General features: G+C 60.8%; 25 protein-coding genes. 12 read left to right on the plus strand and 13 right to left on the minus strand.

Going from position 1 to position 18,113, the window contains the following annotated elements:
• Positions 1 to 29: 29 nt before the first annotated feature.
• From HNQ99_RS14985 to HNQ99_RS15010, 6 genes are all read right to left on the minus strand, one after another.
• Positions 30 to 914 (minus strand): helix-turn-helix transcriptional regulator, encoded by an 885-nt coding sequence (locus HNQ99_RS14985; protein ID WP_184477105.1) that lies wholly within the window; start codon positions 912 to 914, stop codon positions 30 to 32.
• A gap of 112 nt (positions 915 to 1,026) precedes the next feature.
• Complete coding sequence (locus HNQ99_RS14990; RefSeq protein ID WP_184477107.1) at positions 1,027 to 2,289, minus strand: Y-family DNA polymerase; 1,263 nt, start codon at positions 2,287 to 2,289, stop codon at positions 1,027 to 1,029.
• A 1-nt stretch (position 2,290) separates the two neighbouring features.
• A complete protein-coding gene (locus tag HNQ99_RS14995; protein WP_184477109.1) occupies positions 2,291 to 2,725 on the minus strand; it encodes a LexA family protein in 435 nt (144 codons plus the stop codon).
• A gap of 56 nt (positions 2,726 to 2,781) precedes the next feature.
• Positions 2,782 to 3,228 carry a hypothetical protein gene (locus HNQ99_RS15000; RefSeq protein WP_184477111.1) on the minus strand — a complete coding sequence of 149 codons (447 nt, stop codon included), beginning with the start codon at positions 3,226 to 3,228 and terminating at the stop codon, positions 2,782 to 2,784.
• Positions 3,229 to 3,290: 62 nt separating this feature from the next.
• Positions 3,291 to 3,485, minus strand: a complete 195-nt coding sequence (locus HNQ99_RS15005; protein WP_246415034.1) for a hypothetical protein — start codon at positions 3,483 to 3,485, stop codon at positions 3,291 to 3,293.
• Positions 3,472 to 3,837, minus strand: coding sequence for a hypothetical protein (locus HNQ99_RS15010; RefSeq protein WP_184477114.1), 366 nt, complete (start codon positions 3,835 to 3,837; stop codon positions 3,472 to 3,474). Before HNQ99_RS15010 ends, HNQ99_RS15005 begins: the two co-directional genes overlap by 14 nt.
• Between HNQ99_RS15010 and HNQ99_RS15015 the strand changes: the two genes are divergently transcribed.
• The gene (locus HNQ99_RS15015) at positions 3,837 to 4,229 is read left to right on the plus strand and encodes a hypothetical protein (protein ID WP_184477116.1); all 393 of its coding nucleotides are present in this window, start codon (positions 3,837 to 3,839) and stop codon (positions 4,227 to 4,229) included. The genes HNQ99_RS15010 and HNQ99_RS15015 overlap by 1 nt on opposite strands.
• On the opposite strand, the gene HNQ99_RS15020 is transcribed toward HNQ99_RS15015, so the two are convergent.
• The 6 genes from HNQ99_RS15020 to HNQ99_RS15045 form a co-directional block, all read right to left on the minus strand.
• Positions 4,182 to 5,126 carry an ArdC family protein gene (locus HNQ99_RS15020; RefSeq protein WP_184477117.1) on the minus strand — a complete coding sequence of 315 codons (945 nt, stop codon included), beginning with the start codon at positions 5,124 to 5,126 and terminating at the stop codon, positions 4,182 to 4,184. The two genes, HNQ99_RS15015 and HNQ99_RS15020, sit on opposite strands and share 48 nt — an antisense overlap.
• A gap of 486 nt (positions 5,127 to 5,612) precedes the next feature.
• Positions 5,613 to 5,933 carry a single-stranded DNA-binding protein gene (locus HNQ99_RS15025; protein ID WP_184477119.1) on the minus strand — a complete coding sequence of 107 codons (321 nt, stop codon included), beginning with the start codon at positions 5,931 to 5,933 and terminating at the stop codon, positions 5,613 to 5,615.
• A 5-nt stretch (positions 5,934 to 5,938) separates the two neighbouring features.
• A complete protein-coding gene (locus HNQ99_RS15030; protein ID WP_184477121.1) occupies positions 5,939 to 6,733 on the minus strand; it encodes a hypothetical protein in 795 nt (264 codons plus the stop codon).
• Positions 6,730 to 7,581 (minus strand): DUF7146 domain-containing protein, encoded by an 852-nt coding sequence (locus HNQ99_RS15035; protein ID WP_184477123.1) that lies wholly within the window; start codon positions 7,579 to 7,581, stop codon positions 6,730 to 6,732. Before HNQ99_RS15035 ends, HNQ99_RS15030 begins: the two co-directional genes overlap by 4 nt.
• A gap of 891 nt (positions 7,582 to 8,472) precedes the next feature.
• On the minus strand, positions 8,473 to 9,438 hold the full coding sequence (locus tag HNQ99_RS15040; RefSeq protein WP_221232719.1) for a replication protein RepA: 966 nt from the start codon (positions 9,436 to 9,438) through the stop codon (positions 8,473 to 8,475).
• 79 nt (positions 9,439 to 9,517) lie between these two features.
• The gene (locus HNQ99_RS15045) at positions 9,518 to 9,913 is read right to left on the minus strand and encodes a hypothetical protein (RefSeq protein WP_246415035.1); all 396 of its coding nucleotides are present in this window, start codon (positions 9,911 to 9,913) and stop codon (positions 9,518 to 9,520) included.
• Positions 9,914 to 10,104: 191 nt separating this feature from the next.
• Here HNQ99_RS15045 and HNQ99_RS15050 point away from each other — a divergent pair, with 191 nt between their 5' ends.
• Together HNQ99_RS15050 and HNQ99_RS15055 are read left to right on the plus strand one after the other, a co-directional pair.
• Positions 10,105 to 10,356: a helix-turn-helix domain-containing protein gene (locus HNQ99_RS15050; RefSeq protein WP_184477127.1), complete on the plus strand. Its 252-nt coding sequence runs from the start codon at positions 10,105 to 10,107 to the stop codon at positions 10,354 to 10,356.
• Between the two features lie 91 nt (positions 10,357 to 10,447).
• Entirely contained in the window at positions 10,448 to 10,684 is a 237-nt protein-coding gene (locus tag HNQ99_RS15055) for a helix-turn-helix domain-containing protein (protein ID WP_184477129.1), read from the plus strand.
• Here HNQ99_RS15055 and HNQ99_RS15060 read toward each other — a convergent pair.
• A complete protein-coding gene (locus HNQ99_RS15060) occupies positions 10,679 to 11,236 on the minus strand; it encodes a helix-turn-helix domain-containing protein (RefSeq protein ID WP_246415036.1) in 558 nt (185 codons plus the stop codon). The two genes, HNQ99_RS15055 and HNQ99_RS15060, sit on opposite strands and share 6 nt — an antisense overlap.
• 227 nt (positions 11,237 to 11,463) lie before the next feature.
• On the opposite strand from HNQ99_RS15060, the gene HNQ99_RS15065 reads away from it, so the two are divergent.
• Genes HNQ99_RS15065 through HNQ99_RS15105 form a run of 9 tightly spaced genes read left to right on the plus strand, consistent with a single transcriptional unit; the run spans position 11,464 to position 18,111 of the window.
• A complete protein-coding gene (locus tag HNQ99_RS15065; protein WP_184477131.1) occupies positions 11,464 to 12,483 on the plus strand; it encodes a transglycosylase SLT domain-containing protein in 1,020 nt (339 codons plus the stop codon).
• Positions 12,483 to 12,734 (plus strand): TrbC/VirB2 family protein, encoded by a 252-nt coding sequence (locus HNQ99_RS15070; RefSeq protein ID WP_184477133.1) that lies wholly within the window; start codon positions 12,483 to 12,485, stop codon positions 12,732 to 12,734. Before HNQ99_RS15065 ends, HNQ99_RS15070 begins: the two co-directional genes overlap by 1 nt.
• Positions 12,734 to 13,045 (plus strand): TrbC/VirB2 family protein, encoded by a 312-nt coding sequence (locus HNQ99_RS15075; RefSeq protein ID WP_184477135.1) that lies wholly within the window; start codon positions 12,734 to 12,736, stop codon positions 13,043 to 13,045. The genes HNQ99_RS15070 and HNQ99_RS15075 overlap by 1 nt, the downstream gene beginning before the upstream one ends.
• Positions 13,046 to 13,312 carry a hypothetical protein gene (locus HNQ99_RS15080; RefSeq protein WP_184477137.1) on the plus strand — a complete coding sequence of 89 codons (267 nt, stop codon included), beginning with the start codon at positions 13,046 to 13,048 and terminating at the stop codon, positions 13,310 to 13,312.
• A 31-nt stretch (positions 13,313 to 13,343) separates the two neighbouring features.
• Positions 13,344 to 13,682: a type IV secretion system protein VirB3 gene (locus tag HNQ99_RS15085; protein ID WP_184477139.1), complete on the plus strand. Its 339-nt coding sequence runs from the start codon at positions 13,344 to 13,346 to the stop codon at positions 13,680 to 13,682.
• Entirely contained in the window at positions 13,675 to 16,059 is a 2,385-nt protein-coding gene (locus HNQ99_RS15090) for a VirB4 family type IV secretion/conjugal transfer ATPase (RefSeq protein ID WP_322790386.1), read from the plus strand. The genes HNQ99_RS15085 and HNQ99_RS15090 overlap by 8 nt, the downstream gene beginning before the upstream one ends.
• Before the next feature lies 1 nt (position 16,060).
• The gene (locus HNQ99_RS15095) at positions 16,061 to 16,774 is read left to right on the plus strand and encodes a type IV secretion system protein (RefSeq protein WP_184477141.1); all 714 of its coding nucleotides are present in this window, start codon (positions 16,061 to 16,063) and stop codon (positions 16,772 to 16,774) included.
• Between the two features lie 13 nt (positions 16,775 to 16,787).
• Positions 16,788 to 17,060 carry an EexN family lipoprotein gene (locus HNQ99_RS15100; protein ID WP_184477143.1) on the plus strand — a complete coding sequence of 91 codons (273 nt, stop codon included), beginning with the start codon at positions 16,788 to 16,790 and terminating at the stop codon, positions 17,058 to 17,060.
• Positions 17,061 to 17,067: 7 nt separating this feature from the next.
• Positions 17,068 to 18,111: a type IV secretion system protein gene (locus HNQ99_RS15105; protein WP_184477144.1), complete on the plus strand. Its 1,044-nt coding sequence runs from the start codon at positions 17,068 to 17,070 to the stop codon at positions 18,109 to 18,111.
• Positions 18,112 to 18,113 lie beyond the last annotated feature (2 nt).

Genomic DNA, 18,113 nt, shown 5'->3' on the forward strand with positions numbered 1-18,113 from the left:
CCAACCCCCTGCCGACTCTGTGAACCTCCTCACGCTGCGTACTCCGCTTTTTGCAACGCAGCGTCGGTTTCATTCCCATTGATGACAACGATGTGCTGACTTCGCGCGGGACGCTTCGTCGCGTCGCCGAGCAATCCCAACCGCTTCAGAACATAGAACAGCATGGCGTAGCGCACCGTTAGGACGGCAGACCCGCGTTCCATGCTGTAATCCTTAGCAACGACCGCTTTTTGGCTGACAGTTAGGTCGGGATGCGGCCCGATCTCCACGCCAAAACGCTCCTGCCACAGCACGTCTTCAAGTGGGTCAAAGCCACCTTCCCCCATGTCACCTACATCCAGTATTCGCGGCAGAAGGAAGTCTTTGAATCTGTTGGTCACGTGGCAATACGCCCGAACGTGCCACCGAAAGCCGTCATAACCGAAGGCATGGGGAGTGACGCGTCGCCAAGCTGGATCGGGCCACTCCTTGCTCATCGACTGATAATGAACATCGATCGACTTATTATCACGGACAGCGCTCAGGACCGCTCTAAGCACATTTGGATCAATGTCTCTGCGCGGCGTGAGGGCAACATCGGTATCGGGAACCTGCGTAATCCAAGAGGCCGATACATCAACCAAGCCCTCGGCTACTGATCGCAGGCGAGAGAGATAGCTGCTGGGATCAGGCGTGAGGAACCGCGGTACAAACTTTTCGCTTGCGACATAGCGCTTAGCGCTCTTGTCATAGAGGGCATTATGTGGCGCATGTTCCTGATAGAGCGTCAGATCTTTAGAGGCTTGCGGAACGGACACATCGAACATGTTGATGATGTCAGATCGGTTGACGCCCCCTTCCCAAAAAAGGCGAAACTCGATGAACTCAAGGCGTCGTTCGACGCCCCACTTCAACACGGTCCCTCCTTCAATCATGGCCCCTCCTGATCGCCCCACTAGAAAATAGATGGAAACACATTAGCGACACAGATAGTTTTTAGACGGATAGGCAAATTGATGTCAAGCGGTCTGGGTGCGTTTGTCAGCGTTATCGAGCGACTGGGATCTCGGTGATCCTCGTCGTCCAAGCTGGGCTTTTCTGGCTGCGCTTGGTGTCGAAAGCCTTTGCGCCGTGGCCTTGGGCCGCGAGCGTGATGGTGTTTCGGCCGAACCGACTATTCAAACCGTCCATGGCGGCCAGCAATGCCGGGGCGCGAGGATCGGGCGCAGCGAACAGGTCGGCCTGGCCAGCACCTGCCGGGGTCAGATCGTCCAATAGCACGCCGCATTTCGTATAAACGCCTCCCGGCTGAAACATGGCCTCCGTCATTTGCCCGACGATCCGCAAAATTATGCGGGGGTCGTTGGTTGGTGGCGACAGACGCGCCGATCGCGAAGCGGACGGCGGGTTCGGCCGATAACGTGAGCCGTGAGCGAAGGCGATCAGTCGGCTCGCGACGAGGCCTTGGGCGCGTATCTTCTCGGCGGCGCGCGCAGCGCGCCGCGCCATCGCCTCGCGCAGCTCGTCCAGAGTTTTGACCGGCTCTCCGAATTGGCGAGTGACGGCGGTTGCCTTCAGGGCGTCGGGCTCAACCTTGAAGTCCGCGCACTCGATCCCCCCCAGCTCGCGGACGAGACGTTCCAGCACAACCGTTCCCACGTCGCGCGCGACCGCCGGCGGCATCGCGGCCAGGTCGGCGGTTGTTCGGATGCCGAGAGGGCGAAGCCGCGCCTCGAGTGCGCTTCCAATCCCCCATACCTCCCCGATAGGCCATTTCTCAAACAGCCGCCGGCGTAGCTCGGCGTCGTGAAGATCCACCACGCCGCCCCAGACCTTTTCAGTTGCCTTGGCGAGCGCGTTAGCAACTTTCGATAAGGTGCGGGTCGGGCCAAGGCCGATCCGGATCGGGAGTCCAACCTGCCGCATCACGTCCTCGCGCAGCCTATGCGCCGCGTCCACGTCGCCAAGCCCGTTCGGCAAGGTCGGAGCGCGATAGAAACTCTCATCTATCGAGTAGATCTCGACGGTATCGCTATGCTCGGCAATGACGGCGTTGAACCGCCGATTTAGGTCGGCATAGAGTTCGTAATTGCTTGATCGAAGCTGGATGCCGTGCCGCTTGATCCGATCGCGAATTTTGAAAACTGGCTCGCCCATGCGGATATGAAGCGCCTTGGCTTCCTCGCTGCGGGCGACCGCGCAACCGTCATTGTTCGAGAGGACGATGACGGGGACACCGCGCAAGGTCGGATCAAATAGCCGTTCTGCTGAGACGTAGAAGTTGGCGACGTCCGCGATCCCGTGCGTCATTTCAGCGCCGAAAATCGCGCACGCTGGTTCGCACGACGCCCCATATCTCGATACCTTCGGCGGGAGTGGGCTCGTAGTGCTGGCGGCTGTTTCGGGCCTCAAGATATACGCCGCCATGGCGGCGCGCGAGCTGGCGGCAGACAAAGCCGCCATCCACGATGGCGATGACAATATGGCCGTCCACGGCCCGCGTGTCGCGGTCGACCACGACAACATCGTTATCGTAGATTCCTGCGTCGATCATGCTGTTGCCGCTGATACGGAAGACAAAGCTGGCGGCTCTGTCGAGCCGTAGAAGCTCGATCAAGCAAATGGCGTCTTCCTGCCAATCCTGGCTTGGGGACGGAAAGCCGGCTCCTGCTGCCCCGATGATAAAGGGAATTAGCCCCTCTGGCACCTCGGCGAGCGGGACCGGCTGCATCGGTGGCAGCAACATGATGATTCCCTTTCGCCCCCTTCTAACGCACCAAGGAACGAAATGGGAACATCGGTTTATCGTCTTTGTGGGGACGGGCAGACAATATCGCGTCGCCAGTAGCGGTCCCATCGCGCCACGGTGTCGGTCGCGAGCAAGGCGCAATTGAGAATGCGCCGGTCCGCCATTTGGCAGAATGCGGCGGTGCGGTTCCCCTTTCCATTGCCAGCGGAAAGGCAACGCATTGTCGGCGCGCTGACACGAACATGGTCGTAGCGCGCGCCGGGAAAGCGCGTTCGTCCGCGCGATCCACCTAGCAGCGCGACCAGGGCGTCCATGGCCGCTTGTGCGGATGCTCTCGGGCAGGGGTGGCCGGGCCTACAGCTATTGTCGCGCTCGCGTGCGGCGATCCCTCCAAGGCGAATACGCGGGCCTTCGGCGCACCAAACCGGCCCGTCCCCGTCTGCAACGAGGGTCGGGGTGCAGGCGAACATAAGCCCTGCGGCAATAATGGTAGCGGCCATGTCGGGTCTTTCTAGCAAGGTGGAAGGGGCGCGGGCCGAGGAGGTCCGCGCCCCGAAATTTCTCAGGCCTCGGCCTCTGGCGGGGTCGAGTAAGGGGCCAGGCCGCGCGCCTCGCCGGCACCGTCGCGGAACTGGCGAACGACGTTGCCGCCGTCCCAATCGCCGCGCAGGATGCCTTTGCGATTGATCCCGCCCACAGGGCGGGTTCGGGCCGCTAGCAGGCGTGCGCGGCGCGTGTCCCGGTTAAGATTGCGCATTGGCGTCATGATCCATCCTCTCTGCCTTGCGGCGCGCGCGCCGCTTTTCGATGACGCGGCGGGCCGCATGTGTCGATGCAAGATCGGGATGGCCCTCTGCGATCTGCTCAAGCGTAGCGCGTGGCGGTGCCGCGACGGTGCCCGCCTCTATTGCCGCGCCATAGGCGCGGGTGGTTTGGTCAGCTTCAGCCAGCAAGCGGCACGTCTCGGCCTCATACCATCGCCGAAATCGCTTCGTGGGCGGCGCGCAGCGCAAGCCCGCGTGAATATGGCCCCGCGCTTCCGCCATCGTCACCAAGCCTAGCGCCTTCGCAAAGGCGGCGAGGCTCTGCACGGGTGGGGCTTCGCTCATTGGGGCACCGGCGCGCGCACGTCGCCCCGCTCGATCTGGAAACCAGCGCGATCCAGTTCCTCGCATATGGCCCGTTGGCGCTCCTCGCCTGTGCCGCGCGTGGCGATGTAGCTGCACCGGCCATCGTGAAACTTGAAACCCGCGCGCTTCACGCATCCTCTAAAACGCTGACGAGTTCGCTCGCTCCAATGGGCACTGCCAGCATCGTTACGAAAGGCGGCAACGGCGCAGACCGATCCGCAATTCTCATCACGCCAGCTAAGTTCAACCTTGGGAAGTTTGGGCATCGTTCAATCCTTCGGAATGACGGGGTCGGGGCGGCGCTGGTGGCCGCCCTCGCCGGATCAGGCGGCGCGCGACAGTACGGGCGCGGCCATGTGGGACAGGATTAGTTCGCTTCCCGCCTGCGCGGCGCTCGCAGCGCGGAAGATCGCGCGCTTGTCGTCGCGAAGGGCCTTGAGCCACGACGCCAGATAGGCCGCGTGGTCCTCGCGTTCGGTCGGCTCCATGCCAAGCTGAGCGCAAAGCATGGCAGCGCCAATCTCGGCAATCAGTTCCTCGGCTGCGCGGATTTCCTTGCTTTTGCCGTACTCGTAGAGCGTTTCGCGATTGAGCCGCGAACTATGGCCGGTGGAGTGGATGGCCTCATGCGCAAGGGTCGCATAGAAGGCGTTCCCGCTCACAAAGTCGCCAAAGGCGGGCATGGCGATGCTATCTGCGACGGGGTGATAATAGGCGCTGTTGCCGCCCTCACGGTAGGGGACCGGATAGCGCGCAAAGGCCGCATCGAGCTCGGGGTCGCGCTGGTCGCGGTTCTTGATCTCGACAAACGGGGCAGGAAACTTGCTCATGTCCAAGCCGTCGATCTGCTCGACGTTGAACACGACATAGCGTTTCAGATAGGCCCGGCTCGTTTCCTCGCCCTCGCTGTCGCTGATCGGCTCGCCCGTCTCGCCGTCCTTTGGGGTGAAGGTTCCGGCATGAACGACAAGATTGCCCTTCTCGCCCTTCCTGACCTGTCCGCCCAGCTCGTTCGCCTGCCGGTAGGTCATCCAATGCGGGTTGGTGTAGCCGTGTGCCATGGCTGCGGACCACAACAGCAGGATATTGATGCCGCGATAGGCGGTGCCCTCATGGCGAAGCGGAAGCGATGCCGCGCCCGAGGCCCAACGGGGCGACCAAGGCCGGGTGCCTGCCTCTAGTAGCGCAACAATCTGGTTGGTGACTTCCTCGTAAACGTCGACGCGCGCAGCGGTGGTCTTGCGGGTCTTGGCGGTGTTCCGTGGCATGTGCTTTTCCCTTCCTAAACTGGAGCCGAAGGCGATGGCGTCCATCGACTTCTGCCCGCTGGCGAAGTGGGTCGGGGAATGGCGCAGTGAGGACCGATCATGGGGGAGGGGGATCGCCCGTCCTGCACAGAGCGGAGCGGAGGAAGGGCGGGGAAACCCCCATGATCGCCAAGCGAGGGCGCGCAGCGGCCGAGACGGTCCAGTCCTTGCGCCAGGGGGCCGGAACAGGCCCCGAAACTTATCGAATGACATGGCGGCGCTGCCGCCTCGATCTCGATCGCGCGGCCGATTGCCGCGCCGCTACGGAAAATGCCGCGAAAATCCGCTTTGCGGATCCTCGCGACTTTCTCATGCGAGGATCGTCACCCGCATGGGACGAAACCGCTTGCGGGTTCGGTCGGAGCGGAGCGGAGATAGAGCCGTGCCGAAGGCCGCACAGCCACCTATCTTCCCCTCTGACCAGGCCCAGCCTCATAGAAATTCAAATCAATCGCCAGAAGATGCCCGCGAAAGCACCGAAAAGCTGTCTGCGATAAGGTCTGTGCCGTAGATCGTTGATCCATCACGTTCATATTGAGACTGTTTAACGCGCCCCGTTACATGAACCATGTCGCCTTTTCCGGCATTAGATGCGTACTCTGCACACTTTGCAAAACACGTTACTCGGTTCCAAAGCGTTTCCTCCTGCCACTCACCATCAACCTGCCGGTTATAATTTGATGCGACGTTGACGAACGTAACCTTTTCCTTTTGATCGATCCCGCCAACCTGTCCGATCAGTCGAAATTCTGCGATATTGCGTGGCATCACGTTCACTCCATCTGTTGAGAATTACGGCCATCGACCGGAATCGCCGGCACCTCGTAGGGCTGACTGTCCGCCTCGATCTGAGCGTCCAACACGATTGGTCCGCTCTCGCCTTGCGGCTCGGACACAAGCTCGGGCTGAATATCTTGCGGTTTCGCGCCCCATTGCTGGGGCAATTTGTAGCGCGTGAGGTTTTGGACCGTCATTGCGCGCCGGTACGTGTCGAGCCAGTTCACGGCGACGGCCTCTTGAGCGGCGGCGAGCGATAGCTGGCCGGTGCAAACCATGCGATTCAGCAGGGTTTCTAGGCCGTCCTTCTTCTCTGCATTTTCTTGGCCTGCCCAGGACTGCAACCACAGGTTGCGATAGTCCTTCGGCGCGCCGCCAAGGGAGATCGGTACGAGCTGATCCAGCACTAAAGAGCCAGGATCTAGCTCCGGCAATTGGGCTGCGGCGATGCGGCGCGTTGCCGCCGCCGTCCATGACGGTGGCGGCTTGCGGGCGGCGACGAATTTTGGATTGCAGATGGTCGCGGCGATATTGTCTTGGGTAATCGTCGGATCATAAGCGCCAGGTGTTCGGCGCGGATCGGGCAGCGCCGGCGCCGGCGCTGCTTTCGGCAAGCGGTTCTGGCGAAGATCGTTCAATGCGAGCGCCGCGCGGCAATCGGATTGGTTGGCGAGCTGGTCGCACGCCTCGCGCGCGCTCTGCGGTGGATTGGCGATAAAATCGGGGTGCGTCTCGCCAAACAGTGCGGCAAGTATCACGCCGCCAACTGCAAAAACCGCGAGCCGCGTCATTGCTGCGCCCGCCAAGCATCATTCCAGTCGCCCCCGGGCGGCGGTAGCTCGACCTGCAGGGCGCGGCCGCCTTGTCTCAGATGGCTCTCGGCCTTCTCGAGCCCGGCCGTCGCAGCCTTCCCGTGCTGCGAATAGACCGTAATCGAACGGATATGATCGGGGATATGGATGCGAGCATAAAGCTCAGTGCCATTTACGGACCAACAGCCGGGCAAACCGAATTTGGCGATGACCGATTCCGCCTCCTCGAAACCTTCGGCCAGGTTCAGATGGTCGCCCTCGATCGCTCCGATCTGCACGGCGCCGCCGCGCGGATCTGCCAGGGTGCGCTTGGGGTCGGCAAGCCGCGGGTGCTTGTTGCCGTCCCCGTCCACGAAAACGCGGGCGAGGGCGACAAGCTGCCGGCGCTCGACGATGGGGAGGAGCAGGGCGGGAAGGCGAAGCCGCTTGCCGCCCTCGTAGGTCATTGCTGCCGGGTCATAGCGGCCGATCGTGGAATGGCCGATGCCGCGGCGCTCAAGGTAGCGCTGAGCAGGTGTGCCGGCGAGCGCACGAGCCTTGCTCCAAAGGTCGCGCGCCAACGGGCCAAGATCGCGCCGCTCTGGCGGCGCGGTGTCTCGTTCGGTCGGGCGGACGTAGCCGCCATTTGCAGCGAGGGCAGCAATGATCTCGGATTGACTGCACCCGGCGAAGCAATGGAACAGCACGGCGTTGCGGCCAGGCGTGATCGAAAGCGACGGGCTGCTATCATCGTGCGCGGGACAGCGCGCCTTGCCATAAGATCCGTGCCACGTCCCTCTAAGACGTTTCACGGCTTCCTTGGCGGCAGCGGTGACGGTCAACTTCATAGTCCGAGAATATCTTTTAAGACAAATCCGGCAATAGTTTTCGCGCGGGCAAATCTGATTGTGCGATCAATGCACCGCCACCCGCGTTGATTGCCCGACGGCGAGACTGAATCCGTGTGATGCAGCACAGCGTTTTATTGGAATTTTCATCGCGCGCAGCTATATGTGGGACAAGGACTTTCACTCACTCCTGCGAGCGAGCTGAAACGAGGGCTCGGAGCGTTGCCGCGTTCCGAGCCCATTCCATATCAGCGCCAGGTCGGGACAGCATTCCCTCGATCTCGTCGCGCTAAACCTCCCAAATCGCTATCCGCAAGCACCGAGGCCACCATTTGAGCGCCGCCAAAGCCGCCTGCGCCCCCTGGGGAGCATTCGCAGCGGCGAAGCCGCTGCGTCCTACCTATCCTTGTGCGCGTCGTTTCGTTTGTTGAGTGGAGCGTTCGTCCTCATCCCCCAATAGAAAATGCGTCGGCCGAAGGCCGTCCTTTTGGGGGATGCCGGGTGGGAGGTCATGCAACGCATGACCGGGCGAGCGAAGCGAGGAGCCGGCGGGGGCGAAGCCCCCAAGAGGCGGTGCTTTCTTTCGTCGTCGTTGTTCGATTGTCGGCCGAGGTTGTCCACAGGGCGCGCGCTATAGGTAAAGGGTTATAGGGATTCTATAGGTTAGGGGGGTCCGATTAACACCGAAATCGCGAGTCGGAACGGGTCCGATTAACACCGTTTCGGGGGTCTGATTAACACTCCAAATGGGTCCGATTAACACCAGTTCGACGGTTGGGCTGGGGGGTCCGATTAACACCGGTTTGATGCGCGGATAGGGGGTCCGATTAACACCGGTTGGCGGCACGCAAACGGGTCCGATTAACACCGCTTAAGTTGCTGAAATTGCGCCTATACGCGAGTAAGGCGCTTGGCTTCCTTGGGGTCGACCGCGGGGCGTGAACTAAACAGCTTCAATCCGCCTCGGACGATTTCAACCTTCGCCTCGGGATAGACAGCCAGCGCTTGTCCGAGCGCCTTTTTGAACTTCTTCTTGAAGTCGCCCAGCGCGTCGGCGCTGACATATTCCTGGCCGAACTGATCTTTGAGCATCCACCATGTGAGCGCAACGGGTCGTCCAATCCGGTGGAGGCGTTGAACCAGGTACAAGTAGACGTCCATCGCCATTGCCGATCCCCGGAGCGAGGACAGGGCGCGGAGATCCACAGGCACCGCATGTTCCAACAGTGTCTCGTAGAAACGGCGGCCGAGGACCATGCTCGCCGGCCATAGGCTGCGCTGGCCCTCTTGGCCCGGTAGCCATGCTTCGAACTGTTCAACGGGGCTCCCGTTGAAGGTGTAGGCTTTGTCGCCCGCCGTAAAGCCGATCGTCATGCTGCAAGCGGCCAGTGCGGAGACCTGAGTGCGGAACATTCGGTAGGCAGGTCCGCCCTTGTCGATGCCTAGCACGCGCAAGGCATCGTTCGCGCTCTCCCCGAATGGTATTTCGGGGGTCCGCTCACGGACGGCGTAGGTCGACACGTAAGCCAGGATCAGGCGTGGAATAGGCCCATAAGGGATTGGCTGCGTCACCATGTCGGTGCCGTTCCATATGCTTCCCGCCCGAATTTCTAAGGCAGCGTGGCCGTTCTTCCGCTCGAACCGTTCGCCGGCGACCTTGGACCGAGGGAGGCTGATTTGGCACAGGATCGAGTGCATGAACGAAACATCGTCGCCCTCGGGACGCAACTCAGCGATCTCGAGACCGCGATCGATCAAAGTCAGCTCGCGCTTGGTCTTTCGATTGCGCTGCTTCTCGATCGAAGAGAATAGGTCAGCGGTCGCCGCCCCGATTGATGTCCACTCTTGCTCTTTCACTCTACCCGCCTCCTGCTTGCGGTATCGACTGCGTTAGGGTTGCCGCCCCGACGCCATCGTGTGCTTTGTCGCGCCGGCCTTAGCCGCTCGCGGTGTCCTCATTCTCGATCAATGCCAACTGGACCGGTGCTGGGGTCAAATCCTTGACGTAGGCGCCTACTGTTTCAAGCGCGGTTCCAAGGGTGACGCCCCTGTTTCGATGCGCAACAGCCTCAAGAAAGGCGTGATGTTCGCGCGGAATATGGATGGCGATCTGTTTGAGGTTCATATGATCCTCAGGCGGTGGGGGGGCGACGAGGTCGTCAGGCGAATAATTCGCCTCAACCTTTCGGATCATTGCCGACACCACGTTATCGAGCCCGCGCATCTTGTGGGCGGCTTTCAACTCCTTCAGCCGCTCCCCGAAGCTGACAGGGATCTGCACCTTACATTGAACAAAATCCGCTTCATAAAGCGCCTGCCGCTTACGCCTCATGCAAGCAGCGGGTGTCACGACTCGTTTTTGGACAGCGCGTTGGGCCATGTGCCTTGGCTATGGCGTCCGCGAACGATTGTCAAACGTGAACCCTCGCGAGGTAGTTAATCAGATAATGTCGCCAATCGTTGCGGCTTTGCATATAGCTCCATTTTCGAGTTAACCAACGATAAGGCATACGGGATCGCACAATGCCGCAGTACCTGAAACTTGATGAAGCGGCTTCCGAACTGGCTAAAAAGCTGGGAGAAAACTGCCGCGAACGCCGCGCAAAGCTCAAAATGTCGCAAGCTGAACTCTCCGAGCGGAGCGGCATCGCTGCATCGCACTTGTCGTATATTGAGCACGGGAAGGCGAATCCGACCCTTGAGGTTCTAGAGCATTTGGCAGATGGGCTGGGCTGCACGGTTCTGGACCTGCTCGGCGCAGGATCGAAAAAGTAACCATCCTGCTATTGAGAATTATTATCTGGACAGGAGGGCGGCTAAAGTTAGGTTAGCCAGCTCCTGAAACAGCAGAGGCCAGATAATGACTATGCACGACAGGATTGACAAAAGTGCCGCCGTGTATGGCACTTTCGTTGAACAAGTCAGCAAGGCCATAGAAGCGCGCGGAATATCGAGACCCGCATTGTCGACTAACAGCGGTATCGCGGAGGAAAGATTGCTCTCAATCCTCGGCGGCCATCCCCGCGAAGTTACTTTGCGGGAATTGGCAGGTCTTTCGCTTGCCCTGGGCGTTTCTGTAGCTGCATTGCTCGCAGAATCATGATTGCAAGACGGGCGCATCTCTGTGCCGTTGCAAGAAGTCAAAGAGGGTGGTTCGGCCAACACCTAGCGTCTTCGCCACGCTCGCTACGGTCGCGCCGCTAACCTCCAGCATTTCGCGAATGTCTGACAACTGGTCGTCGGTGATACGAGGCTTGCGGCCAGGCTTTGAATCGCTGGAATGAGTTTTCATGCCGTGAACACGGCGCCAATGATTATCCAGCGCGGCCACTAGCCGAAACATGTCACTCCCATCGTCGGGCTCGATAACGATCTTAGGCGCGCAGAACTCGATCGCGATGCCCCGCCGAAGCACCTTCACCATCATGCGGACGAGGGTCATTGTGTTGAGCGGCAGACAGGTGAAATCGTAAATCTTGATCCTGTCGCCACGCATAAGCTCGTGGCCTTCCTTTGCTAGTTTGCGGGGCAGATCGACAAAGCTGACTTGCCCTGCATCGACGATCAAATCGCCCTCAGCCTCACACAACGCTCTCTGCTCCGAAATGGATGGAGATTGGTTCGTTTCGGCAAGAAATAGAACATTGGTCGGCAAGGCGTTCCGCTCTGGCTGGTGTGAATGCTGAACAGATATTCAGCTCAAAACTGCGCTCAAGGCTAAGCCATAGACCGCATTTCCAGCAAGAGCGATCCGGATAGGCCCTGTCTGAAAAGGCGACCAACGGTTCGTCGCGTTGCGGAATCCACGCGTGCGAAAGCGTGTTGCTGGCGTGTCGGTTTTGTATTACCGCTGATAACCGGACTCATCGAAAGGGGCTCTCAATGCCTTTGAGTACTACGGTTTTGGCGACTTTGCTCAGCTCCTGCGCACCAAATGTCGCGCCGGCGACGATGACCGCGATCATCCAAGTTGAATCAGAGCGTGATCCCTATCGGATCGGGGTCAATTCGGGTGGATCGCTCCTGCGCAAGCCCGGCAATGCGGCCGACGCCGTTGCCACGGCCCGCAGTCTGATGCGTAAGGGCGCGAACTTTGATGCTGGATTGATGCAGATCAACAGCGCGAATTTTGCGCGGCTTGGCGTCACCCCTGAAACGGTTTTCGATCCCTGCACCAATTTGCGCGCTGGAGCGCGCCTGTTGGCCGATAACTATGGGAGGGCGCGGGTAGCAGGCCACGCTGATCCGCTGCGAGCTGCGCTGAGCGAGTATAATACCGGATCCCGGTCGCGCGGCCTGATGAACGGCTATGTAGGCAAGGTCTATGCTGCTGCTAGCGGCGGCTCTGTCGTGCGGCCTTTGGTAGCCCGCAGCACGTCCGGTTTCATCACGCCCGATAGGGTCGGCGGCATTCTGGTGTCTGCCTTTGGCGGGCGAATTACCGACACGCTGCGCCCGATGAATGCCCGCTACGGCGCGCAGAACAGCTTTCACAAGTATGGGCAGGCTGTCGACTTCGTGCCGAATGGCGGAATGAGCGTAATCAACCGCGCGCAAATTCGCGCGGTGTTGGCGGCCAATGGCATCCAGATAATCGAGCTGCTTGGCCCCGGCGATCGGAACCATTCAAATCACTGGCACATCGCGTTCGCCAACGGCCAGGGCGCTCCCGTCGTGCCTCCCTATAGCACAGAGGGCGCTCCCTGGACGGTCGCCGCTCTTGCCCCCGCAATCGATGCTGAGGGCGGCGACGCTTATCTGGCAACGGCGCAGCTCGCGTCAGCGGATTTGAACTCGGGCAGCGCAGCCATGGCCGAACCAGCTCCCCCCTCTTGGGACGTTTTCGCGCAAGCGGCGTGGCGTCAGCGCCTCTCGGCTCCCGCTGCGACGGGCGGGCTCTGATGCGCGCCTATAAGCTAATCACGAAATTGTCGGTCGCGCTTACGCTCGGCCTGGCAGTCACGCCCGCACATGCGGACGTGGGGTCCATCGCAAACTCAGTCCTTCAGGAACTGACGGCGTTGGTGGCCCCGGCAATAGGGCTCGGTGTTGTTTGGCTGGGCTTTCTCATCATGACGGGACGAGGGACGCTAATCACGTTCCTTACTTTCGTCGTCGGAGCAGTAATCTTGCTAAGCGGAGGTTTTTTCTGATGAAACTCACTCGTTACGTAAAGGATCGGTGGACGCATAGCTTTGCGTTCGCCGGCGCCGCCCTGGCCCTGATCCCCGTCCCCGCATGGGCGCAGGCGGCCAACCAGACCGAAGTCGAGTCCATGGTCGATGCCATCTTGGGCCTGCTGACCGGCCCGATCGCGAAGGGCCTTGCTGCTATCGCCCTCGTGATCGCCGGCTTCATGTTCTTCTTCGGTGCAGGCAACAAGGGCCTGCTCGGCTCGATCATCGTCGGATGCTTCATCGTCTTCGGCGCGGGTTGGGTCGTCGATACGATCTCCGGGACGTAAATGCGCCGGAGTCTCCCAATAATAGCCGCGCTGGTCGCAGCGGCATGGTCCGTGCCGGGGGCGACGCAAGTCGCCTCCGCCTCGGCAAAAGCCAGCGAGATAACCGGCAAAATGGTGGCGGCGGGCGCCGCGTTCGGAACGCTCGCCCTCGTCATCATCGGCTATTTTTTCATGGCCGGTCACGGCGACAGGCAGACCTTGGCGCTGTGGGCCGCTGGCCTCGCGGTCGTGCTGTGCGCTGGGTCGATCACCGCATTGCTCACGTAGAAGGCCGCCTAGCGGCAAAGAGAGGTTTTGAGTGTCGGAGCCAGAGTATCTTACCGAAGATCCATTGTTCCTTGCGCTGACGCGCCCGACGCTCTGGTTCGGCGTGCCGGTAGAGGCGACACTAGCGATCGGCATGGCCTCAGTGTTCGTCCTGATGGTCGTCGGCAACCCGATCTGGGCGCTGGCGATCGGCGGCGGCCTGCTGGGCGCGGCCAGGCTCATCGTTCGCACCGACTACAATATGTTCAAAATCATCTTCCTGTTCGGACGCACCAAGGCTCCGGCACCGAACAAGATGATTTGGGGCGGTTCCAGCTATTCGCCGCTCCCGGTGGCTGGCGTTAAGCGGAAAGGATTCAACCGTGTTTAACCGCAAGCCAGCTATCAAGCAGGAGCGCGACGCTTCGCAATATCTGCCCTTTGCGCGCCATGTGAACGAGCATGTCGTTGCTTTAGATAACGGCGAATATATGGCGGTTTTCGCGCTTGAGGGCATGTCCTTCGAGACAGCCGACATTGCAACCATCAACGACTGGCATGAAAAGCTGAACACGGCTTGGCGCACTGTGGCGCATGAGCGTGTCGCGGTCATGGTGCATACGGTGCGACGCATCGAGAGAGGCTATCCGGACGGAGAGTTCACCTCGACTTTCGCCCGCGATCTCGATGCCGCCTACCGCAGCCGCATTCTTTCAAAGCGTCTGTTCGTGAACGAGCTTTATCTGACGGTGATCTATCGGCCTGCGGTGGGTGTGGCCGATAAGGCCGCATCGTCGGTGTTCTCGATGTTCTCCAAATCGTCGGCCGCTGAGGCCGAAGAGGACATTCTCGAAACCTTCAACGACATTCTGCGTGACGTAAAAAAGCTTATGGCCCGCGTCGGCCCTCGGGTGCTCGGCATTTATGAGTGGAATGGGCTGCAATTCAGCGAGCCCATGGAATTGATGCAGCGGATCATGACGGCCGATAAGCGCCGCGTTCCGCTGGTGCGCGGACATCTAGGCCGCGCGATCTATTCGGATCGGGTCATTTTCGGGCAAGAGCTGTTTGAGGTCAGAGAGCCGGGCGGTTCCCGCTTCGGCGGTGTCCTCGCGGTGCGGGAACATGCTGCGCGCACGTTCCCGGGTCAGCTCAACGCGCTGCTCGATTCCAAATTCGAGTTCGTGCTTGGACAGGGCTTCGCCTTCCTCGGGAAGCAGATGGGCATGGAAACGGCGCGGCGGAAGCGCGCGCAGCTCAGCGCCACCGACGATGTGGCTTTCAGCCAGCAGGAACAGCTTAGCGAGGCGATGGACGATTTGCAGTCGAACCGCTTTGTCCTGGGCGAACACCATTTGGCGCTGTCGGTCTTCGGTGAGACGCCGAAGATCCTCGCGGAAAACATGAGCGTCGCGCGCGCGGCGCTATCGGAAAGCGGCATCGTCGCGGCCCGTGAGGATCTGGCGCTAGAGGCCGCCTATTGGTCGATGCTGCCCGGCAACTTCGCATGGCGGACGCGGCCTGCGGCCCTCACGTCGCGCAACTTCGGCGCGCTGGCTCCGATCCACACCTATCCGGTCGGGCAGGCCGAGGGCAACCATTGGGGCAAAGCAGTCGCGCTGCTCAAGACGACGGCCAATTCGCCCTACTACTTCAATTTCCATTACGGCGATGTGGGTCATACACTGATCCTTGGCCCCTCTGGCGGCGGTAAGACCGTCATCCAGAACTTCATGCTGTCGCAGGCTGAAAAGCTGGGTGCGCGCATGGCCTTCATCGACAAGGACCGCGGTGCGGAAATCTTCGTTCGCGCTGCCGGGGGAACGTATCTCGCCCTGCGCAACGGTCAGCCATCGGGCTTCGCCCCATTGAAGGCGCTGGACGATAACCCGCGAAATCGGGACTTCCTAAAATCGTGGCTGCGCCAGCTCGTCGCCCCCGAAAGCGGCGAGTTGTCGCCGCAAGAGCTGTATCAGGTCAGCCAAGCGCTCGAAGCTGTCTTCCGCTTGCCAAAGGCACTGCGGTCGCTCGCAGCGATCAGGTCGCAACTCGATCAAACCAGCGAAACCGGCGTGGGCGCCCGCTTGGATCGGTGGACGAGGAACGGCGAATTTGGGTGGGTCTTCGATAACGAGGACGACACGCTGCGCCTCGATGCCCGGTTGATGGGCTTCGATATGACGGACTTCCTCGAGAACGACGCGATCCGCCCGCCGCTCATGTCCTACCTGTTCCACCGGCTCGATGACATCGTGGACGGGGGACCGGTCATCATCGACATTGACGAATTCTGGAAGGCGCTCGGAGATCCCGCCTTCCGCCAATTCGCTCGGGACGGTTTGAAAACCTACCGTAAGCGCAATGCGATCATGATGTTCGGCACGCAGTCGCCGGCTGACGCGCTTCGCTCTGACATTGCCGAAACCATCATCGAGCAATGCCCGACGAAAATCCTTCTTCCGAACCCGAATGCTCAGGCTCGCGACTACATAGACGGCTTGAACCTCACCGAAGCCGAGTTCCGGCTTATCAAGGTCGATCTGTCGCCGGAAAGCCGGCGCTTCCTCATCAAACAGGGCCATGACTCTGTGGTGGTCGAATTGGACCTCAACGGCATGGATGACGAACTGGCGGTCCTTTCGGGCCGGCAAGGAACTGTCGCGTTGCTCGACAAGCTGCGCGCAGAGTTCGGGGATGATCCCGAACATTGGCTGCCCGAGTTCAAGCGCCAGTGGCGCTCTGCAGGGCGTAGGGAATGGAGTAACTGATATGAGAAAGCAGATTATCAGGGCGGCGCTCCTTGCGGCCGCCACGTTCGGATTGACCGGGACGGCGCACGCGCAAATGGCCGTCGTCGACGTGAAGTCGGTCGCGCAGGCCCTACAGACTGCCCGGAACACGTTGCAGCAGCTTCAAGAGGCCAAGCAGCTTTACGCCTCGCTCAACAGCGTCACGCAAATCAACAGCGTCAGCGATTTGCTAAACAACGAAATCTTGAGCGAGGCCCTGCCCTCCGGAATGCAGGAGTCGGTTTCGCTGATCTCCGGCGATCTGCGTGAGCTGGGCGCGATCGGCAATCGGGCAGAGTCGCTTATGAGCGGTTCCGACTTCACGCTTTCCGGCATCGATTCCGGTTTCGGTGATGCGCAAGGCATTCTCAACCGGGCGGCGACAGCCGGCGCCCGCGATCAAGCCTACGGCGAATACATGCTGGAAGCGACCGAAGCGACCGGCAAGGGCCTGAAGCAGCTCAATAGCGGGCTCTCGGCATCGACGACCATGCGCCAGTCGCAGGACATTGCGGCTCGTGCTGCCATCGAGAACGCGCAGGTTACGAACCGCCTCCTGCAGATGCAGGCGGCGCAGGAAGCCGCACGCGGCGCGGCGGCGCTACGTTCCTCGTCTGACTTCGCGGCTTCGCAACGCCGCACCCAGCAGAACATCGAGGACGGGTCTCTCTGGCCCACTTGGAGCGGCCAGTAAGGAGGGCAGGTCAGTGCGGAAGTGTCTCATAATAGTGATGTGTGCGGCGCTTCCGCTGGCCGCCTGCGGCGAGGAAGCCAAGTCGGTCGAATACTACAAAGAGCATTTGACCGAAGCGCGCGAGAAGGCCGCTCGCTGCCAGAGCAACGGGGACGCGGGAGATAACTGCGGGAATGCCGCCGTGGCGATCCAGCAGGCCGCGCGCGAGCAGTTCGATCGCGACCGGGCCAGGACAGAGAAGAACCTCAAATCCGGTGCGATGTGGCCGACCTGGAACGGGAAGTAGGTGATCCATGCTCGATGCAATCTACACCATGCTAGAAGGCCAGATTACCGGCACCCTTGCCGGTAAGTACGCCGCTGTTGTGGGCATGGTGTCCGCGCCGCTGCAAACAGCCATGGCAATCAATCTGGTGATCGTGGGCTTTGCCGTGATGCGCGGTGTGTCCAACGAACCGTTCGGCAACTACCTCGGCACTTGGCTGAAATGCTATCTCGTCATTCTGGCGGCAACGTCGTCCATCGCGGCAGACATTGCCGCATCGGCGCAGGCCGCGCCCGATCAGCTCGCCTCGGCCCTAGGCGGCGGCGCTCTGTCGGCATCCTTTGACGCATTCGTGAAGAATGCCGTCGAGCCGGCGCTGACGATCCATAATTCGATGGAGCCTTGGGTAGAGGCGAGCACCTTTTTCCCTGTCACGATCCCGAACCTGGCCACGGGTCTGATGGTCATTCTCATCATGCTGCTGGCCTACATCATCGCGGCAATCGCGATGACGATCGTGCTGTTCATCAAATTTGGCCTGTTCGTGACGATCGCGACGATGCCGATTTTCGTCGGCACGCTCATCTTCCCGGCCTCGTCCGGCCTGTTCTTTAGCTGGCTTGGCGCGGTGCTGAACTACGCCATTCAAACCGCGGCCGTGGCGATCGCGCTCCTGTTTGTCGTCGCGCTGGTCAACGCCATCCCCAATTCGGTCGGCGCCGGCGACGGTGGCGATACGTGGACTGCCCTGGCCGCGATGATGCTCCAACTCGTGGCGGTCCTCGTCGGCGGCTTCATCATCATGCAAGCGCAGTCGATCGGTTCGTTTGCTGGCGGCGGCGGATCTTCGGGCGCGGGCTTCCTGTCCGCGATCTACCCGGCGACGCTGCAACGCAGAATCATGAACTCGTCGATCGGCGCTCCACGTCGTGCAGCAGGCGCGGTCGGCAATGCGGCGCGGTGGAGCCTCAATCGCCAGACGGCGGCTCGGACAAATCTCGCTTCTCAAGCTCAAGCATCTTCCGGTCGAACCTCGATGCCCGGTGCATCGTCCAGACCGGGCAATCGATAGGA

This window comes from Rhizorhapis suberifaciens, assembly GCF_014200045.1.
Lineage (GTDB): Bacteria > Pseudomonadota > Alphaproteobacteria > Sphingomonadales > Sphingomonadaceae > Rhizorhapis > Rhizorhapis suberifaciens.

Bases quoted from the DNA above. Each gene is read 5' to 3' on its own strand.
- HNQ99_RS14985 (WP_184477105.1), bottom strand. From the start codon at position 914: ATGATTGAAGGAGGGACCGTGTTGAAGTGGGGCGTCGAACGACGCCTT.
- HNQ99_RS14990 (WP_184477107.1), bottom strand. From the start codon at position 2,289: ATGACGCACGGGATCGCGGACGTCGCCAACTTCTACGTCTCAGCAGAA.
- HNQ99_RS14995 (WP_184477109.1), bottom strand. From the start codon at position 2,725: ATGTTGCTGCCACCGATGCAGCCGGTCCCGCTCGCCGAGGTGCCAGAG.
- HNQ99_RS15000 (WP_184477111.1), bottom strand. From the start codon at position 3,228: ATGGCCGCTACCATTATTGCCGCAGGGCTTATGTTCGCCTGCACCCCG.
- HNQ99_RS15005 (WP_246415034.1), bottom strand. From the start codon at position 3,485: ATGCGCAATCTTAACCGGGACACGCGCCGCGCACGCCTGCTAGCGGCC.
- HNQ99_RS15010 (WP_184477114.1), bottom strand. From the start codon at position 3,837: ATGAGCGAAGCCCCACCCGTGCAGAGCCTCGCCGCCTTTGCGAAGGCG.
- HNQ99_RS15020 (WP_184477117.1), bottom strand. From the start codon at position 5,126: ATGCCACGGAACACCGCCAAGACCCGCAAGACCACCGCTGCGCGCGTC.
- HNQ99_RS15025 (WP_184477119.1), bottom strand. From the start codon at position 5,933: ATGCCACGCAATATCGCAGAATTTCGACTGATCGGACAGGTTGGCGGG.
- HNQ99_RS15030 (WP_184477121.1), bottom strand. From the start codon at position 6,733: ATGACGCGGCTCGCGGTTTTTGCAGTTGGCGGCGTGATACTTGCCGCA.
- HNQ99_RS15035 (WP_184477123.1), bottom strand. From the start codon at position 7,581: ATGAAGTTGACCGTCACCGCTGCCGCCAAGGAAGCCGTGAAACGTCTT.
- HNQ99_RS15045 (WP_246415035.1), bottom strand. From the start codon at position 9,913: ATGAGGCGTAAGCGGCAGGCGCTTTATGAAGCGGATTTTGTTCAATGT.
- HNQ99_RS15050 (WP_184477127.1), top strand. From the start codon at position 10,105: ATGCCGCAGTACCTGAAACTTGATGAAGCGGCTTCCGAACTGGCTAAA.
- HNQ99_RS15055 (WP_184477129.1), top strand. From the start codon at position 10,448: ATGCACGACAGGATTGACAAAAGTGCCGCCGTGTATGGCACTTTCGTT.
- HNQ99_RS15065 (WP_184477131.1), top strand. From the start codon at position 11,464: ATGCCTTTGAGTACTACGGTTTTGGCGACTTTGCTCAGCTCCTGCGCA.
- HNQ99_RS15070 (WP_184477133.1), top strand. From the start codon at position 12,483: ATGCGCGCCTATAAGCTAATCACGAAATTGTCGGTCGCGCTTACGCTC.
- HNQ99_RS15075 (WP_184477135.1), top strand. From the start codon at position 12,734: ATGAAACTCACTCGTTACGTAAAGGATCGGTGGACGCATAGCTTTGCG.
- HNQ99_RS15080 (WP_184477137.1), top strand. From the start codon at position 13,046: ATGCGCCGGAGTCTCCCAATAATAGCCGCGCTGGTCGCAGCGGCATGG.
- HNQ99_RS15095 (WP_184477141.1), top strand. From the start codon at position 16,061: ATGAGAAAGCAGATTATCAGGGCGGCGCTCCTTGCGGCCGCCACGTTC.
- HNQ99_RS15105 (WP_184477144.1), top strand. From the start codon at position 17,068: ATGCTCGATGCAATCTACACCATGCTAGAAGGCCAGATTACCGGCACC.